Source organism: Azoarcus sp. DD4, assembly GCF_006496635.1.
Lineage (GTDB): Bacteria > Pseudomonadota > Gammaproteobacteria > Burkholderiales > Rhodocyclaceae > Azoarcus.
Window position 1 is genome coordinate 3,016,181 of the sequence record NZ_CP022958.1, and the last position, 16,698, is coordinate 3,032,878.

Annotated in this window: 13 protein-coding genes; 10 read left to right on the forward strand and 3 right to left on the reverse strand. The window is 63.9% G+C overall.

Translation table 11 applies throughout. The features are described from left to right. Nucleotides 1–44: 44 nt before the first annotated feature. A complete protein-coding gene (locus CJ010_RS13940; protein WP_141018595.1) occupies nucleotides 45–674 on the forward strand; it encodes a YbhB/YbcL family Raf kinase inhibitor-like protein in 630 nt (209 codons plus the stop codon). Between the two features lie 6 nt (nucleotides 675–680). Here CJ010_RS13940 and CJ010_RS13945 read toward each other — a convergent pair whose 3' ends face one another. Beyond that, a complete protein-coding gene (locus tag CJ010_RS13945; protein ID WP_141018596.1) occupies nucleotides 681–1,010 on the reverse strand; it encodes a hypothetical protein in 330 nt (109 codons plus the stop codon). A 237-nt stretch (nucleotides 1,011–1,247) separates the two neighbouring features. Here CJ010_RS13945 and CJ010_RS13950 point away from each other — a divergent pair, with 237 nt between their 5' ends. Continuing rightward, nucleotides 1,248–2,519 (forward strand): bifunctional O-acetylhomoserine aminocarboxypropyltransferase/cysteine synthase, encoded by a 1,272-nt coding sequence (locus tag CJ010_RS13950; RefSeq protein ID WP_141018597.1) that lies wholly within the window; start codon nucleotides 1,248–1,250, stop codon nucleotides 2,517–2,519. A gap of 43 nt (nucleotides 2,520–2,562) precedes the next feature. Here CJ010_RS13950 and CJ010_RS13955 read toward each other — a convergent pair whose 3' ends face one another. Next, nucleotides 2,563–2,868: a 4a-hydroxytetrahydrobiopterin dehydratase gene (locus CJ010_RS13955; protein WP_141018598.1), complete on the reverse strand. Its 306-nt coding sequence runs from the start codon at nucleotides 2,866–2,868 to the stop codon at nucleotides 2,563–2,565. 30 nt (nucleotides 2,869–2,898) lie between these two features. After that, nucleotides 2,899–6,546 (reverse strand): DUF748 domain-containing protein, encoded by a 3,648-nt coding sequence (locus CJ010_RS13960; protein ID WP_141018599.1) that lies wholly within the window; start codon nucleotides 6,544–6,546, stop codon nucleotides 2,899–2,901. A 128-nt stretch (nucleotides 6,547–6,674) separates the two neighbouring features. On the opposite strand from CJ010_RS13960, the gene CJ010_RS13965 reads away from it, so the two are divergent. The 8 genes from CJ010_RS13965 to CJ010_RS14000 all read left to right on the forward strand — a co-directional run bounded on the left by CJ010_RS13965 (nucleotide 6,675) and on the right by CJ010_RS14000 (nucleotide 16,641). Continuing rightward, a complete protein-coding gene (locus CJ010_RS13965) occupies nucleotides 6,675–7,892 on the forward strand; it encodes an NAD(P)/FAD-dependent oxidoreductase (protein WP_141018600.1) in 1,218 nt (405 codons plus the stop codon). A gap of 93 nt (nucleotides 7,893–7,985) precedes the next feature. Next, nucleotides 7,986–8,804 (forward strand): UDP-2,3-diacylglucosamine diphosphatase, encoded by an 819-nt coding sequence (locus CJ010_RS13970; protein ID WP_141018601.1) that lies wholly within the window; start codon nucleotides 7,986–7,988, stop codon nucleotides 8,802–8,804. A gap of 150 nt (nucleotides 8,805–8,954) precedes the next feature. Then, nucleotides 8,955–9,410, forward strand: coding sequence for a peroxiredoxin (locus tag CJ010_RS13975; protein ID WP_141018602.1), 456 nt, complete (start codon nucleotides 8,955–8,957; stop codon nucleotides 9,408–9,410). Nucleotides 9,411–9,432: 22 nt separating this feature from the next. After that, nucleotides 9,433–10,884, forward strand: coding sequence for a PhoH family protein (locus tag CJ010_RS13980; protein ID WP_168224955.1), 1,452 nt, complete (start codon nucleotides 9,433–9,435; stop codon nucleotides 10,882–10,884). A gap of 296 nt (nucleotides 10,885–11,180) precedes the next feature. Next, the gene (locus tag CJ010_RS13985) at nucleotides 11,181–12,800 is read left to right on the forward strand and encodes a PAS domain-containing methyl-accepting chemotaxis protein (RefSeq protein WP_141018603.1); all 1,620 of its coding nucleotides are present in this window, start codon (nucleotides 11,181–11,183) and stop codon (nucleotides 12,798–12,800) included. A 73-nt stretch (nucleotides 12,801–12,873) separates the two neighbouring features. Next, entirely contained in the window at nucleotides 12,874–14,019 is a 1,146-nt protein-coding gene (locus tag CJ010_RS13990; RefSeq protein WP_141018604.1) for an HD-GYP domain-containing protein, read from the forward strand. Nucleotides 14,020–14,101: 82 nt separating this feature from the next. Beyond that, complete coding sequence (locus CJ010_RS13995) at nucleotides 14,102–16,000, forward strand: DUF294 nucleotidyltransferase-like domain-containing protein (protein ID WP_141018605.1); 1,899 nt, start codon at nucleotides 14,102–14,104, stop codon at nucleotides 15,998–16,000. Beyond that, on the forward strand, nucleotides 15,997–16,641 hold the full coding sequence (locus CJ010_RS14000; RefSeq protein WP_141018606.1) for a 3'-5' exonuclease: 645 nt from the start codon (nucleotides 15,997–15,999) through the stop codon (nucleotides 16,639–16,641). Before CJ010_RS13995 ends, CJ010_RS14000 begins: the two co-directional genes overlap by 4 nt. The last annotated feature ends 57 nt before the right edge of the window (nucleotides 16,642–16,698 follow it).

A 16,698-nucleotide genomic window follows, 5' to 3' on the forward strand; every position in this document is an offset into this window, starting at 1 on the left:
CAAACTGGCGGACGACGGACCCGCTTACCAGGAGACAGGCACACATGAAGCTCACCAGCAACAGCTTTGCCGACGGAAGCCGCATCCCCGACGAGTTCGCGTTCTGCAATCCGTCAAGCAGTGACCACGTCTGCCTTGGCGGAAATCGCAATCCCCAGCTGCGCTGGTCGGACGTGCCGGCTGGGACGAAGTCTTTCGTGCTGATCTGCCACGATCCCGACGTTCCCAGCGTGGGCGATGACGTGAATCAGGAAGGACGCATCATCGCCGCCAGCCTTCCACGGGTGGATTTCTTCCACTGGGTGATGGTCGATCTGCCTGCCGACCTGCGCGAGATCGAAGCCGGCGCCTTCTCGAGCGAAGTCACGCCGGCCGGCAAGCCCGGACCGGCGGGACCGCAGGGAACACGCCATGGAGTGAACGACTACACCGCATGGTTTGCCGCGGACGAATCCATGCGCGGCGACTATTACGGCTACGACGGCCCCTGCCCGCCGTGGAACGACGAGCGAGTGCACCACTATGTATTCACGCTCTACGCACTAGACGTCGACCGCTGCCCGGTGGAAGGCCGGTTCGATGGTCCCCTGGTGCGCAATGCAGTGGCCGGCCATGTGCTGGCCCAGGCAAGCCTGACGTCGACCTATTCGCTCAACCCCCGGCTAACTGACTGACGCCACCTAGCTGCCAGCCGCCCGAGCGCACCGCTCCAGTTTGCGGCGCCCATCCAGGCACAGACATGCGCCGCCACCGCAACTTACCGGCTCCCGGCGCGGCAGGCCCGGTTCGAATGCGCGCACGCCGGCGAGCTTGAGAAAATGAAGCACGGTGCTCATGCCGTGGAACACGGTCAGTTCGCCGCCGCCGGCATGCAACCAGCGATTTTCCACGCTGAGTGCGAAGCAGTTGCGGCGCGCGCCGCTGCCGACATCGTGAATGCGCACCGTGCGCGCCCTCTCCGGCCTGGCTGAGACCAGCGCCAGATCCAGCCATGTCGCGATGTTGTCCATGGTGACCCCCTCCTCGTGAATTGCCGACTCGCCCTCGTCGGGGCGTTGTATTTATCGCTGTATTAGCAAGCATTATCCACGCGCAACGAGAGGCATCAAGCGGGGCCCCGAAGTGCTCATGGCCCCGACCCCGCGATCGATGCTATTTCACTAGGGAAATCCAAATCGAAACAACTTATTTCGATATCAGTGAAGCGCTGGCTATACTCGGCGCCCAGTTCAACCGAGGGGGATCCAATGAAGCTCGAAACCTTGGCAGTGCACGGTGGTTACTCGCCCGATCCGACGACCAAGGCCGTGGCAGTGCCGATCTACCAAACCACGTCCTACGCCTTCGACGACACCCAGCACGGCGCCGACCTGTTCGACCTCAAGGTCCAGGGCAACATCTACACCCGGATCATGAATCCGACCACTGCGGTGCTGGAGCAGCGCGTCGCAGCAATGGAAGGCGGCATCGGGGCCCTGGCCGTTGCATCCGGCATGGCTGCGATCACCTACGCCATCCAGACGATCGCCGAAGCCGGCGACAACATCGTGTCGGTTTCGACGCTCTACGGCGGTACCTACAATCTTTTCGCACACACCTTTCCGCAGTTCGGCATCGAAGTCCGATTCGCGGACCATCGTGACCCGGACGCGTTCGCGACCCTGATCGACGGCCGCACCAAGGCCATTTTCTGCGAATCCGTCGGTAACCCGCTGGGCAACATCACCGACTTCGAGCGTCTCGCGGAAATCGCGCACCGCGCCGGCGTGCCGCTGATTGTCGACAACACCGTGCCGACGCCTTACCTCTGCCGTCCGTTCGAACACGGTGCCGACATCGTCGTGCATTCGCTCACCAAGTATCTCGGCGGCCACGGCAATTCGATCGGCGGCATCATTGTGGATTCGGGGAAATTCCCCTGGGCGCAGCACAAGGAGCGCTTCCGCCGCCTCAACGAACCGGACGTGTCCTACCACGGCGTGGTCTACACCGAAGCCCTCGGCGCCGCCGCCTACATCGCCCGCGCGCGCGTCGTGCCGCTGCGCAATACGGGCGCCGCGCTCAGCCCGTTCAATGCCTTTCTCATCCTGCAGGGCATCGAAACCGTCACCCTGCGCATGGACCGGATCTGCGACAACACGCTCAAGGTTGCCGGGTTCCTCAAGGGACATCCCAAGGTGGAATGGGTCAATTACGCCGGCCTGCCCGACCATGCGGATCACGGTCTGGTGCAGAAATACCTCGGCGGCCGCGCCTCGGGCATCCTGTCGTTCGGGGTCAAGGGTGGTTTTGAAGCGGGCGGCCGCTTCCAGGACGCGCTGCAACTGGTGACGCGCCTGGTGAACATCGGCGACGCCAAATCGCTCGCCTGCCACCCGGCCTCCACCACACACCGTCAACTCGGCCCGGACGAACTCGCCAAGGCCGGCGTGTCGCCCGACATGGTGCGACTGTCCATCGGTATCGAACACATCGACGACATCCTGGCCGACATCGACCAAGCCCTCGCCGCAGTCTGACACCCGCCGCCGCACGCCAGCCCAGGCAACAGCGGACGCCGGCTCAGCCGGCGTCCGCCCTTTGGGCGACCTGATCGACGAACCGGGCCAGCACGATGTCCTTGTGCGTCAAGCCACCCGCGTCGTGGGTGCTCAGGACGATCTCGACACGGTTATAGACGTTGCTCCAGTCCGGGTGATGATCCAGCTTTTCCGCCATCAATGCGACCTGCGTCATGAAGCCGAAGGCGGCATTGAAGTCGGCAAACTGAAGCTGGCGGCGAATCGCATCACGCCCGTCAACGACACTCCAGCCCGGCAAGCTCGCCAGCGCTGCCTTGCGCACGGCGTCATCCAGTCGTTCGCTCATCGCCACCTCCTTTCCCCAACGCAACCTCGCTCAGCGCAACGAGAACTGCACCTCGCGGACACCACCCTGCTCGCCCGCGCCGAGCTTGGGCGCAAGCAGGAAGACCCGTTCCGAGGCGACCTTGCCGCTGTCGAGCAGCCAGCCTTTGACCTCCTGGCCACGCTGCTGCGCCAGCGCGCGCAGGTCTTCATCTGTCACCGTGGTATTGGCATAGATCAGGGCTTCCATTTCGGCAACCGGCAAATCCTTGGCCAGGCCGATGACGTTGCGCGGCTTCTTGAAGTCGGCGTCGCGATACACCTGCTTGAGCAAGGCCGGATACTCCTCGGCGCTGACCTCGACCTCGTCGAGCGAAGGCGCGTTCTGCCCCTTCGCAACCAGGCTCTTGAGTTTCAGTGCAGCGGTCTTGCGGCCCAGCATCACCTTCTTGAGGCCCTCGGGATCGCTGGCCGGATCGGCGTAGGGCGTCACCTCCAGCTTGAGCGCGGGCCGCTCGTTGAGCGCCTTGGCCAGCAAGGCCAGCTTATCGACCTGCGCCTTGCCCGGCTTGGCCACGCCTGGTTCGAAATCGATCTGCGACAGTTCCTCGCCCCCCGAGAGCGCGGCACCAAGCAACGAGAACGGCGCAGTGACGGCCTTGCCGACAAGGTTGACCAGTGCGCGTACCACCAAACCGAAAACGCTGAACTGCGGATCGTCCAGCGTGCCGCTGATGGGCAGGTTAAGATCGATCTCACCACGCCCGTTCTTCAGCAGCGACACCGCGAACTGCACCGGCAGACTGGTGGCGTCAGGGCTGTCGACCTTGTCGCCGAAAGTGAGTTGATCGACGAACACCCGGTTGGTCGCGGTAAGCCTCCTGTCCTCGATCTTGTAGTTGAGGTCAGCCGACAACTTGCCTTTCTGGATCCCGTAACCGACGTATTTGCCGGAATAGCTGGACAGGCCGGTCAGCTCGAAATCCTTCACCGACGCGACGATGTCCAGGTAGCGATCCTGACGGAAGGGATTGAGCTCGCCGCTCACGCTGACCGGTGCGCTGTTGTCGACCTTGCCGGTCAGCGCAAGCTTGGCGATCGTGCTCGGATCCGATGACAGACCCGTGAGCGTGCCCGCCATGCCGGTCAGGTTGGCATCGTAGTTGGGCCGCACGAAGCGATCGCTGAAGGCGATGTTCCCGCCCTTCAGCTCGATCCGTCCAAGGCGGATGGGCGGAACCGGCTCCGGTGCCGGCAACTCGACGGTCGACCTGCCCTGGTCCTGCCGGACCTCGCCGGCGGGCGCCTCTGCCGCGGAGGATTCATCCGCAGGCTCTGCAGCCGCATCGCCGCGGATTTCACGCAAGTTGAGCTGCCCCTGCTCGTTGAGGATCAGGCGGGTGTAGAAATCGCTTAGCGCAATCCGGTCGACATCGAGGGCCAGCGGCGCGATGCGCGCATCGATACCACCGACCTGCAGCGACCGCCAGCGTACAAAGTCCGTCGCATTGAGCTTGTCCACCGAGGCGAAGTCGGCCACGCCGACATCGCCACGGAAGCGGCCGGTCAGGGTGCTGTCACGCCGTGTCTCGAGCGACAGTTTGCCTTTGGTCGTCAGGCTGCCACGCGCGATGGCGATCTTGGTCTGCTCGAGCACGTATGGTTGCAGCGGCAACAGGTCGACGTTCTTCAGGTTGAGGTCGAGCTCGGTCCTGAGCGGATCCAGTACGACGGCGCCACTCGCGCCGAGCTGCCCGCGCTTGTTGATCCTCGAGTCCAGATCGATCTTCGCCGACGCCCCCTTCTGGTTGGACAGGTTCTCCACCTTCAGCGCGATGCCTTCCGCAGCCAGTGTTACCGGTTTGTCGACGGTACGGTCTTCGATCCTGACCGACGCCCCGCCGATGGCAAGCTTCTGCAGCACGACTTTCCATGGCGCACCGGCGGTGTCCTTGGGCGCCGGAGGCGCCTGCTTGCCGAGCAGATCGAGCACGTCGAAGCGACCATCGCGCAAGCGGATCGCCGACAGCACGGCACCGTTGGCGTTGACCTCGGCCACGTTTACCGAACGCTCTCCGAGCTTGAGCACCGCCTGGTTGACCACCAGCTCCGGCACATTGGCAACGGCGTCCTTGCGCCCCTTGAGACCAAGGATGAAGTCGTGCACGGCAAGGCTGTCCGCCGTGACCTCGGCATCGAAGCCATCCGCCCCGCTGCCGAGCTTGTAGCGCACCGTGCCATCGACGCGCCCGTCACGCAGCTCGCCGCCCGGCAGCGCCAGCGCCAGATAAGGCGCATAGCGACCCGGTCGGAGCTGCTCCATCGTCACACTGCCATCGAGTTCGAAGGGCACCAGGCGCAGGCTGTCCTGATGGCTGAACTCTTCCCCACCATCGGTGGCGTAGTCGAGGCGGATCTCGGCCGGCATGTCACCGCTGGTGGCGAGGTCGCGCAAATCCAGGTTGATCGCCTGAATCTGTGCCTTGAAGGGAGAGGCCAGCGCGCGGTCCTCGAAGCGCACCACGCCATCGCGAATCCGCGCCGAGGCCAGCAGGAAATCCGGTACGGGCGTTTCGGCGACGGGCGCCGACTTGGCAGCGCCGTTGCCCGCTTTCTTGCCGTTCGTCGCGGTCCCCTTGGCGGGCCTGGCCCCATCCTTGCCTGCCGGCATCAGCCCCAACAGGTTGATGCCGCCGTCAGCGAGGCGCACCACGTCGATTTCCGGCTGGATCAGACGCAGACGGGCAAAATGCCATTTCCCGATCAGGGGCTGGACGTCGGCCAGCTCGATGCCGAGCTCGGCCACCGCCACCGCGGGCTGTCCGGCCTTGTCCTGCAATACCAGACCGTCCACCTGCGCCTGCCCCTTCACCGCCACCGTTGGCTGCTTGCCCTCGGGCTGGGCGAAAGCGACTTCGATATCGGTCGCGAGCTTGCCGGACGGCAGCCGGAAATTCGGTTCGAACGGCAGGTAGGCCAGCCAGGGCGAGAGCTCCAGATCCTTCACCGACAATTCCAGCACGGTTTCGCGCGTATCGGTGAAAGGCTTGGTCCGACCCGACACCGCGATCGGATTGCCATCCAGCTTACCCGCCAGCGAAGGCTCGACGAAGACGTCCACCTTGACCGGAAGGTTGGAAACAAAGGGCACGCCGAGCGTGAGTTCGCTCAACTCGTGGCTCAGGTTCTTGGTGCGGTCGTCCACCACAATGCGGCCACCGGTCACGCTGATGTTGCCGACGGAAAAGCGCGCATCCCCCTCGCTCTCAGGTCCGGCTGCCAGACGTTCGGTCACATCCGACCAGTTGTACTGCCCCTCACCCAGCTTGACGAAGCGCACGCGCGGCGCCTGCACCGAGAATTCGTGCAGCACCGGCCCGCCACGGATGATGGATTCAAGCTCAAGATTGGCGCGCAGCCTGTCCACGCCAAAGGCTTCGGTCTTGCCATCGGCTTCCATGATGCGGGCGCCATGGATTTCTGCAGTCAGCGTGAACGGGTTGAAGCCGACGCGCTCGATCGACACTTCGCGACCGAGTTGCTCGTTGAGTATCTTGACCGCGTAATGGCGGGCGACCGGAGGCACCACGCCGAATCCAAGCGCCGCAATCGCGACCAGCGCACCCGCTCCCCATTTGGCAGGTCGCGCATACCGTCGCAGGCGAGCAGCCGCCGTTGCGCCGGGGGTGGAATCAGTCATCAAAACGCTCCATCAGTAGGGCTGTTCATTATCCATTCAATCTGCCACAGCCGGTCCGGCCGCATCGCGGTTGCCCGTACCCGGACCGGCGCGTATTCTGCGCCGCTTTCAACGCACCAGGCTCGATAGTGGCTGACCAGACATACGATCTCGTCGTGATCGGCGCCGGCGCCGCCGGCATGATGTGCGCCGCGACCGCCGGGCAGCGCGGCCGCCGGGTGCTGATCATCGACCACGCGACCCGCCTTGCCGAGAAGATAAGGATCTCCGGCGGCGGCCGCTGCAACTTCACCAATCGGCGGGTCGGTCCCGAGAATTATCTCAGCCGCAATCCGCATTTCGTGCGCTCGGCCCTTTCACGCTTTACGGCGCGGGATTTTATCGATCTTGTCGAACATCATGGCGTCCGTTACCACGAAAGATCTTGGGGACAGCTGTTTTGCGATGATTCCGCGCAACAGATCATCGATCTGCTGCGCGCCGAATGCGACGACGGCAAGGTTAACTGGCTGACGCCGGCCGAGGTCCGTCAGGTCGCCGCCACGCCGGACGCCGCAGACCGCTACCAAATCGAGACCAACCGCGGCCGATTCGCCGCACATAGTCTGGTCGTCGCCACCGGCGGCCTTTCCATCCCCAAGATCGGTGCCAGTCCGTTCGGCTATCGCCTGGCCGAACAGTTCCAGCTGCCCATCGTTCCACCTCGGCCCGCGCTGGTGCCGCTGACCTTGCCGCCGGAAACGCTGGCTCGACTTGCGCCGCTGGCCGGTGCCTCGCTGGATGTCGAAGCGAGCTGCAACGACGGCCGCTTTCGCGAGGCGGTCCTGCTGACGCATCGCGGTCTGTCCGGGCCAGTCATCCTGCAGGTGTCGAGCTACTGGCAGGCGCAGGCCTACAAGGCTGACGATAATGCCCGCTGGGCACCGGTCAGCCTCAACCTGCTGCCCGACCTGGACACCGCCGAATGGCTGCTCGAACACGCCGGCAGCCGCGGCCTGCTCGCCAACCTGCTCGCCGAGCATCTGCCGCGCCGTTTCGCGCATGCGTGGTGCGAACTGCACGGCTGGACGCGGCCGCTCAACCAGTTCCGTCATGCCGAGCTTCGCCAGATCGCCGCACATCTCGCCAACTGGGAACTCGTCCCCTCCGGCACCCAGGGCTATGCGAAGGCAGAGGTCACCCTGGGCGGCGTAGACACCCGTGCCCTGTCGTCGAAGACGATGGAGGCCAAGGACAAGCCCGGTCTCTACTTCATTGGCGAGGTCATGGACGTCACCGGCCATCTCGGTGGCTACAATTTCCAGTGGGCCTGGTCGTCGGGCCACGTCGCCGGCGAGTTCGCGTAAGGAAGGCGTTCCACCTGTCGTCCCCGAACGACGTCATCACGCTGTCACGCGCCGGTAGCACGCTTGTCGCCACCCCACTGGCGCAAGCGCTTCATGCAAGAAAAACTGGTCCGCTCGATCTTCCTGTCCGACGTTCATCTCGGCACCCGCGGTTGCCAGGCAGAACGCCTGCTCGACTTCCTCCGGCATCACGACTCGGAATACCTTTACCTGGTCGGTGACATCGTCGATTTCTGGTCGATGAGCCGCAGCATCCATTGGTCGCCGGTACAGAACACCGTGGTCCAGAAAGTGCTCCGCCGCGCCCGCAAGGGTACGCAGGTCATCTTCGTCCCGGGTAACCACGACGAAGCCTTGCGCGAATACGCGGGCATCACCTTCGGCGACATCCGGCTCGAAACCGAGTGGGTACATCACACCGCCGACGGCCGCCGCTTCCTGCTGCTGCACGGCGATGAGTACGATCAGGTCACCCGCTACCATCGCTGGGTCGCAGTGCTCGGCGACGTTGCCTACAACGGGCTGGTCCGCATCAACACCTGGCTGTCGTGGTGGCGGCGACACCTCGGCATCTCGGGCTACTGGTCCCTCGCCGGCTACGCCAAGCGCAAGGTCAAGACGGCGGTCAGCTTCATTTTCGACTTCGAGGACTCGGTGATGCGCGGCGCGCGCGAACGCGACGTGGACGGCGTGATCTGCGGCCACATCCACTGGGCCGCGATCAAGGAAGTCGACGGACTCACCTACATCAACTGCGGCGACTGGGTCGACAGTTGCACCGCCATCGTCGAACACCTCGACGGCCGGCTCGAACTCATCGAATGGGGTGTCGGCCCCAACCCCCACCCCGCGACGACGGCAGGCGGTGCGCGCACCGAAGAAGAAAGCAGCGGCGTCGCGCTCTCGCCCTGAATGGCTTTCCGGCCAGACACTTAGGCTGAAAGCGCCGTCCGGCGGGGCCTGCGGCAAGGCCGCGTGCATACCCGCGGACACCCGGCGGGCGGATTGTCAGCGTCCACGCAGTCCATTACGCTGCGCTCAACCGCACCCACAGGAGCCCACATGACGACATCCAGCGCGCCCGATTTCACGCTCGCCGCCACCGGCGGACAGAACGTCACGCTTTCGGCCCTCGTCGGCCAGAAGGTCGTGCTCTACTTCTACCCCAAGGACAACACCCCCGGCTGCACCAACGAAACCCGCGATTTCGGCACCCTCCACGCCGACTTCGCCGCGGCTGGCTGCAAGGTGTTCGGCATCTCGCGCGACAGCCTGAAGTCGCACGAGAACTTCAAGACCAAACTCGTACTGCCCTTCGAGCTGATCTCCGACCCCGAAGAAGCCGCCTGCAACGCCTTCGGCGTCATGAAGATGAAGAACATGTACGGCAAGCAGGTGCGTGGCATCGAACGTAGCACCTTCGTGCTCGCAGCGGATGGCAGCCTCGCGCGCGAATGGCGTGGCGTGAAGGTGCCCGGCCACGCCCAGGAAGTGCTCGCCTACGTCCAAACCCTCTGAACATTGCCAAGGCGGACCGATCATGCCAGCAGCCTCGAAGAAACCCGCCGCGACCAAGCCAGCGCCCCGCACGCCGCGCAAGCGTCCCGTAGCGGCCACCAAGCTGTTCGTGCTCGACACCAACGTGCTGATGCACGACCCGACCAGCCTCTACCGCTTCGAAGAGCACGACATCTACGTGCCGATCATGACGCTGGAGGAACTCGACAATAACAAGAAGGGCATGAGCGAAGTCGCGCGCAATGCCCGGCAGGCCAGTCGGATGATGGACGAAATCGTCTCGTCCTCGCCCGACGGCATCGACACCGGCATCCCGCTCAAGCTGCCCTCCCACGACCTCGCCACCGGCAAGCTCTTCCTGCAGACCGAAGCGATCAACGTGGTGCTGCCGGCGGCGCTCCCCACGGCCAAGGGCGACAACCAGATCCTCGCCGTGGTCATGTACCTGGCCGAGCGTCATCCCGACCGCCCGGTCATCCTCGTCTCGAAAGACATCAACATGCGCATCAAGGCCCGCGCGCTGGGTCTGGCCGCGCAGGACTACTTCAACGACAAGGTGCTGGAGGACACCGACCTCCTCTACACCGGCACCCGCGAACTCGCTGTAAATTTCTGGGATGCCAACGGCAAGGGCATGGAGTCGTGGAAGAACGACGGTCATACCTATTACCGCCTGTCCGGCCCGGACACGCCGAACCTTCTGGTCAACGAGTTCCTGTTCCAGGACGGCGACCGTCCGCTCGAAGCCTGGGTCAAGGAAAAGGCCGGCCGCAGCGTGGTACTGGAAACGCTGACCGACTACGGCCATCAGAAGAACAACGTGTGGGGCATCACCGCCCGCAACCGCGAACAGAACTTCGCGCTCAACCTCCTCATGAACCCGGAGATCGACTTCGTCACCCTGCTCGGCCAGGCCGGTACCGGCAAGACGCTGCTGACGCTCGCGGCCAGTCTCACCCAGGTGCTGGAGACCAAGCGCTACTCCGAGATCATCATGACCCGGGTGACGGTGCCGGTAGGCGAGGACATCGGCTTTCTGCCCGGCACGGAGGAAGAGAAGATGGCGCCGTGGATGGGGGCGCTCGAGGACAACCTCGACGTACTCAACGGCACCACGGGCGAAGGCGGCGACTGGGGCCGTGCCGCCACGCGCGACCTTATCCGCAGCAGGATCAAGATCAAGAGCCTCAACTTCATGCGCGGACGCACCTTCATCAACAAGTTCCTCATCATCGACGAAGCGCAAAACCTCACGCCCAAGCAGATGAAGACCTTGATCACCCGCGCCGGTCCGGGCACCAAGGTGGTCTGCCTCGGCAACATCGCCCAGATCGACACGCCTTACCTGACCGAAGGCTCCTCGGGTCTGACCTTCGCCGTAGATCGATTCAAGGGTTGGCCGCACTCCGGCCACATTACCCTCCAACGCGGCGAACGTTCGCGATTGGCAGACCACGCCGCCGAGGTACTCTGACCCAAGCCGCTCATACCATGCAAACAGAAGCCCGGCCATGACGCCGGGCTTTTTTATCCTCCGAATGGATTTCCCGGATCGACGAGATTTCTACCGCAGGAAATGAATCTGCAATGTCCTGCATATAACAATCGCTTATCCCATAATACTTTCGTTGAATTCCGCAGTTCCCCGTCCCTGACGTATCATTCGCGAATCCTTATAGAGATGGGGAGTCGCGCGAGCAGACAAGCTGCTCCCGCCCATCCTCACGATCACGGAAGGCATTAGCCACGCAACCGGAGCCAAGCCCCCCGATGACCCAGCGCGTCAAGAACAACAATATTGAAAATCGCGCCCGCGTTTCCAATTCGCCCTGCGAGCGTTTTCTTCAGGCCGGCCGTCCCATCGTCACCAAGACGGATCTGCAGGGACGCATCACCTACGCAAACCCCGCTTTCGTCGCCATCAGCGGATTTACCCGCGACGAACTGATCGGCGCCAATCACAACATCGTCCGCCATCCCGACATGCCGGCCGCTGCCTTTGCCGATCTCTGGCGTACCGTCGAGGCCGGGCAGCCCTGGCGCGGCATCGTCAAGAACCGGGCGAAGAATGGCGACTTCTACTGGGTCGACGCCTACGTCACCCCGCTCACCGAGAACGGCCGGCGGGTCGGCTACATGTCGGTCCGTACGCCCCCTTCGATCGATCGCCGGGAACGCGCCGATGCGCTTTACCGGGATCTGCAGGCCGGCCAGGGCAACCTGCCCTCAACGCCGCTGTCCAGCGGCCGTCCGCTTTCGACCTTGAACGCCTGCGGCCTCGCCCTTGTGGCTGCGCTCGGCGCAGGCGCGGCCTACAGCGACGGCTACCTGCGCGTCGGTCTGCTGCTGGCCATGGTCGTGACCGCCGCAATCCTCTGGATGCTCCTCAAGCAGAGCGTGGAATCGCCGATCCGCGGCCTGATCGACCTGCTCAACGACATCTCGGAAGGACGCCTCAACGGCGAGCCGCCGCAAGAGGGCTGCCGCGAATTGCGGGCGCTCGGCAGTGCGGTCATGTCCATGCAGGTCAGCCTGCGCGCACTCATCGGCGACGTGGTCGCCTCGGCTGCCGACACCGCGCGCGAAGCCTCCCAGCTCCACGCCAGCGCACGCAGACTCCAGCAGGGTTCGCACGAGCAGGCGGATCAGGTGGCTTCGTCGGCTTCGGCGATGCAGCAACTCGCGGTATCGGTCAGCGAAATCGCCAACACCACCGACAACAGTGCCGAACAGGCCCGCAACGCCCAGAAGATCACCGCGGACGGGCAGCAGAACATGGCGACCGCCGCCGAATCCACCCACCGGGTCGTCAGCGCGGTCGAAGATAACCACCGCATGCTCGAGGCGCTGTCCCAATCCGTCGAGAAGATCGGCGCCGTCGCCTCCGCCATCAGCGAAATCGCCAAGCGCACCAATCTGCTGGCACTCAATGCCGCGATCGAAGCCGCACGCGCCGGCGAACAGGGACGCGGATTCGCCGTGGTGGCGGGCGAAGTCACCGAGCTCGCGAGCCAGACCCAGCACAGCACCGAAGACATCGCCCGACTGATCGCCGAGATTTCCGAGCGCAAGGGCAGCGTGATCACCACCATGCACACACTGCAGCACGGCGTGAGCGGCAGCGTCGCGACGATCCGCACGGTGGCCGACGAACTCGATCTCATCTCGCAGGCCAACAATGCCGTCGCAGCCAATTCGGAGGACATCCGCCACATGCTGCGTCAGCAGGAGCAGGCCTCCTCCGAGGTGGCGAACATCATGGAGCGGATGAGCGGCCTGACCGACAGCAACCTCGACGCGGTGGCCGGCATCGAACAGGCAGCAGCCTCGCTCGAATCCACCGCCCACGAACTCCAGCTGCTGGTCGCCCATTTCGAAGCGCGTCTCTGAGCCGCTCCGGCAAGCCGCAGATCACCTTGAGCGCGCGCTCAGCAGACCGCCTACCCTAGACACCACGCCCACGATGACGGCCCACTTCATCCCTCCCGCGCCGGTCGCGCCGACCCGGGAAAACCTCTCTGCCCGCCTGCAGGATCTGCACGCCATCATCGCCACCCGCCATCCGGAAATCCACCGTATCGCGCTGGCGACTTACGATGCGGATACCGACATGCTGAAAACCTTCATCAACAGCACCTACGGCCAGAGCGAACCGTTCACGAGATACGAGACACGGCTGAGTCAGGTACCCTCGCTCTTGCGACTGGCGCGAAGCGGGGAAAAACGCATTCTGCAGAACCTGCCCGACAACATTGCCGACAACGCCAGACCGCACAGCAGCTGGCTGATTTCTGCCGGTTTCCATAGCAGCTACACGGTACCGATTTTCCACGGCGATCATTTCGTCGGCTTCCTGTTCTTCGACGCCAACCGGGCCAACGCCTTCACGGACGAAGTCCTTCGCTATCTCGACCTGGTCGGCTACCTGGCCGCGCAGATGTATCTCTCGGGCCTGGTCGCGGTCCGCACGCTGATAGGCACCGTCGAGGTGGCCCGCAGCCTCACCCGCATCCGCGACATCGAAACCGGCCATCATCTCGACCGGATCGCCCACTACACGCGCATCATCACCCGGGGCCTGGCCGACATCGCGGAACTCGACGACGAATTCATCGAACATGTATTCCTGTTCGCCCCGCTCCACGACATCGGCAAGATCGGCGTCCCCGACAGCATCCTGCAGAAACCCGGCCCGCTCACCGCGGAAGAGCGCAAGGTCATGCAGGGGCATGTCGAACTCGGCGTCACGGTGTTCGACCGCATGATCCAGGACATCGGCCTTGCCGGCGACCGTGCCGTGACCATCATGCGCAACATCATCGCCTACCACCACGAGGCGCTCGACGGAAGCGGCTACCCCTATGGCCTGTCCGGCGAGCAGATCCCACTTGAAGCCCGCATCGTTGCCATTGCGGACGTGTTCGATGCGCTCACCAGCGAGCGCCCCTACAAGCCGCGCTGGCCTAATGAAGCCGCCTTCGCCGAGCTGTCTGCGATGGCCGAACGTGGCAAGCTCGATACCGACTGCGTACGCGCATTCCTGCTGAACACCGCGTTGGTGGAAGAAACCCAGGCCAGATTCGCGGAAAACCTCAACCCCGCCTTCTGAAATGTTGCTCCGTCCGCCGTCGCGCCTGCCGTAGCCCCGACCTGCCCCTATAATTGGGCCGACATCATTTTCAGGCCGCCCCATGACTGCTGCAGCCCAGGAACTGCTGGTCGGAGCAAGCTCCGATTTTCTCAGACGCTTCTCGCCCTTCAATCGCATGGAGCCGGAAGCACTGGCCTTCCTGGCGCAGCATGCGGTCCTCGCCTTCCATCCGCGCGGCAGCGAGATCCTCACCCCCGAAATGGGGCAGGCCCGGCAGTTCTTCATCATCCAGCGCGGCAAGGTTCAGGCCCGCCAAGCGGGCGCCGCCACGGTCACCGAGTACGCCAGCATGACACTCGGCCCTGGCGAATGCTTCCCGATCGGGGCAATTTCGGCCCAGCGGCCTTCGACCAATGCCTACGTCGCGGTGGAGGACAGCTTCTGCTTCCAGATCGACGCCGATCAGTTCCTTCAACTGATGCAGATGAGTCCGGTGTTCCATCTGTTCTGCACCCAGTACATCGCCAGCCTGCTCAACCAGTCACGCCAGCAACTGCAGACCACCTTCGCCCAGCGCGCAGCCGAACAGCAGACGATGACGACGCCGCTCGGTCAGCTGATAAAGAAGACACCGATCTGCGTCGGACCGGATGCAGCCACCCGCAGCGCGCTCGAAGCCATGGCGGAACACGACATCGGCTGCATCGTGGTGGTCGACGACAAACAGCGACCGCTCGGCATCCTCACACAGAGCGACCTGTTGCCGCGGGTCGTCCTCGTCGGTTTCGATCTGGCTCGCCCGATCAACGAGGTCATGACCGCCAATCCACATCAGCTGCCGGCCACCGCATCCGCGTACGACGCCGCGCTGGAGATGGCGACCCACGGCGTCCGCCACCTGCTGGTCATCGACAGCGAGGGCAAGCTGAAAGGCGTGGTATCCGAACGCGACCTCTTCTCGCTGCAGCGCATCAGTCTGCGCCAGATCCGCGCCGGCATCGAGAGCGCGAACGACGTCGAATCCCTGCAACGCGCCAGCAGGGACATCCGTCACCTCGCCCTCAACCTTATCGCCCAGGGCATCGGTGCCGAACAACTCACCCAGTTCATCTCCGCTCTCAACGACGCCCTTACCCGCCGCATCATCGATCTCGCGCTCGATCATCACGATCTCTATGGCATCGATTTCGCATGGATGGCGTTCGGATCCGAGGGACGGCACGAGCAGACGCTATCCACCGACCAGGATAACGGCATCATCTGGCAGTGCCCGGAACTCCAGGACGCGGAGGCCGTACGTGCCCGGCTGATCCGCTTCGGCCGTGAGGTGAACGAGAGCCTCGCCGCCTGCGGCTTCCCACTGTGCAAGGGCAACATCATGGCGAGCAATCCGGAGCTCTGCCTGACCTTGGACGAATGGCAATCCAGATTCGGCGACTGGATACGCGAACCCGACCCGCAGGCCCTGCTCAACGCCTCCATCTTCTTCGATTTCCGTGTGCTGTACGGCAACGAGCGGCTGGGCGACCAGTTGCGACTCTGGCTCAACCGCAGTGCAAGAATGAATTCCGCCTTCCTGCGCATGATGGCGAGCAATGCCTTACAGGTCGCGCCGCCGCTGGGCCGCATTCGCGACTTCGTCGTCGAGGACGACAACAGCATCGACCTCAAGAAATCCGGCGCCCGCCTGTTCGTGGATGCGGCCCGCATCGTGGCGCTGCGCACCGGCGTCGAATCGAGCAGCACCGTGCAGCGCCTGCGCCAGTCCGCCACCCGGATGGGCGTACCGGTCGACGAAGTGTCCGCCATCATCGACGGATTTCATTTCATCCAGTTGCTGCGGCTGCGTTCCCAGCACCTTGAAACCGAGCACGACTCGCCCGGCGACAACAAGCTGAACCCCGACACCCTGAACGAACTCGATCGCCGCATCCTCAAGGAAGCCTTTCGTCAGGCCCGCAAGCTGCAACTGCGACTGAAGCTGGACTACCAGCTATGAACTGGCTCACTCGCCTGATCTCCAGCAGGGGCAGTGATCTCGGTCTCAGCGACGCACAGGTCGATGCACTGCGCGAGTGGCAGGCCATTGCCGAACCCGACCCGGCACGGCCCCATTTCGAGACCCGCTACACGGTACTCAACACCGAAGCCACCGGGCTCGATCTCGACAAAGACAGGCTGCTTGCGGTCGGTGCGATAGCGGTAGACAACGGTCGTTTCAGCGCGAGCAGCGGCTTTTATGCCGAGCTTCTTCCGTCGCCCGCCACAACGTTGATCGACCTGTTGCGCTTCATCGGCAAAGGGCCTGTGGTTGTATTCAATGCCGGTTTCAACCGAGTGATGCTGGAGCGTGCCTTGCTCGACACGCTGGGCATCACGCCGCCATGGTTGTGGCTGGACCTTCGCGTCCTGCTGCCGGCGCTTTTTCCAGAGCGTATCGACGCGCCCGTCCGCCTGGCCGACTGGATGCAGGAATTCGACATCGAGACCTTCCAGCGCCATCACGCGCTCGGCGACTGCTGGGCGATCGCGCAGCTCTTCCTCGCCATGCAATCCAGGGCCTTGGCGCAAGGAGCGCTTCATGCACGTGCCCTCTCAGACATCGAACGCGCCCGGCGGCAGCTCTGGCGCCAGCCATGACAAAGCCTGCCCGACGCTGCGCCGTGTTTTCGCAATTGGACGGATTTTCCATTGCAA

What these genes read in the sequence shown, in the direction of transcription:
- CJ010_RS13940 (WP_141018595.1), top strand. Translation starts at nt 45, where the DNA reads ATGAAGCTCACCAGCAACAGCTTTGCCGACGGAAGCCGCATCCCCGAC.
- CJ010_RS13945 (WP_141018596.1), bottom strand. Translation starts at nt 1,010, where the DNA reads ATGGACAACATCGCGACATGGCTGGATCTGGCGCTGGTCTCAGCCAGG.
- CJ010_RS13950 (WP_141018597.1), top strand. Translation starts at nt 1,248, where the DNA reads ATGAAGCTCGAAACCTTGGCAGTGCACGGTGGTTACTCGCCCGATCCG.
- CJ010_RS13955 (WP_141018598.1), bottom strand. Translation starts at nt 2,868, where the DNA reads ATGAGCGAACGACTGGATGACGCCGTGCGCAAGGCAGCGCTGGCGAGC.
- CJ010_RS13960 (WP_141018599.1), bottom strand. Translation starts at nt 6,546, where the DNA reads ATGACTGATTCCACCCCCGGCGCAACGGCGGCTGCTCGCCTGCGACGG.
- CJ010_RS13970 (WP_141018601.1), top strand. Translation starts at nt 7,986, where the DNA reads ATGCAAGAAAAACTGGTCCGCTCGATCTTCCTGTCCGACGTTCATCTC.
- CJ010_RS13975 (WP_141018602.1), top strand. Translation starts at nt 8,955, where the DNA reads ATGACGACATCCAGCGCGCCCGATTTCACGCTCGCCGCCACCGGCGGA.
- CJ010_RS13980 (WP_168224955.1), top strand. Translation starts at nt 9,433, where the DNA reads ATGCCAGCAGCCTCGAAGAAACCCGCCGCGACCAAGCCAGCGCCCCGC.
- CJ010_RS13985 (WP_141018603.1), top strand. Translation starts at nt 11,181, where the DNA reads ATGACCCAGCGCGTCAAGAACAACAATATTGAAAATCGCGCCCGCGTT.
- CJ010_RS13990 (WP_141018604.1), top strand. Translation starts at nt 12,874, where the DNA reads ATGACGGCCCACTTCATCCCTCCCGCGCCGGTCGCGCCGACCCGGGAA.
- CJ010_RS13995 (WP_141018605.1), top strand. Translation starts at nt 14,102, where the DNA reads ATGACTGCTGCAGCCCAGGAACTGCTGGTCGGAGCAAGCTCCGATTTT.
- CJ010_RS14000 (WP_141018606.1), top strand. Translation starts at nt 15,997, where the DNA reads ATGAACTGGCTCACTCGCCTGATCTCCAGCAGGGGCAGTGATCTCGGT.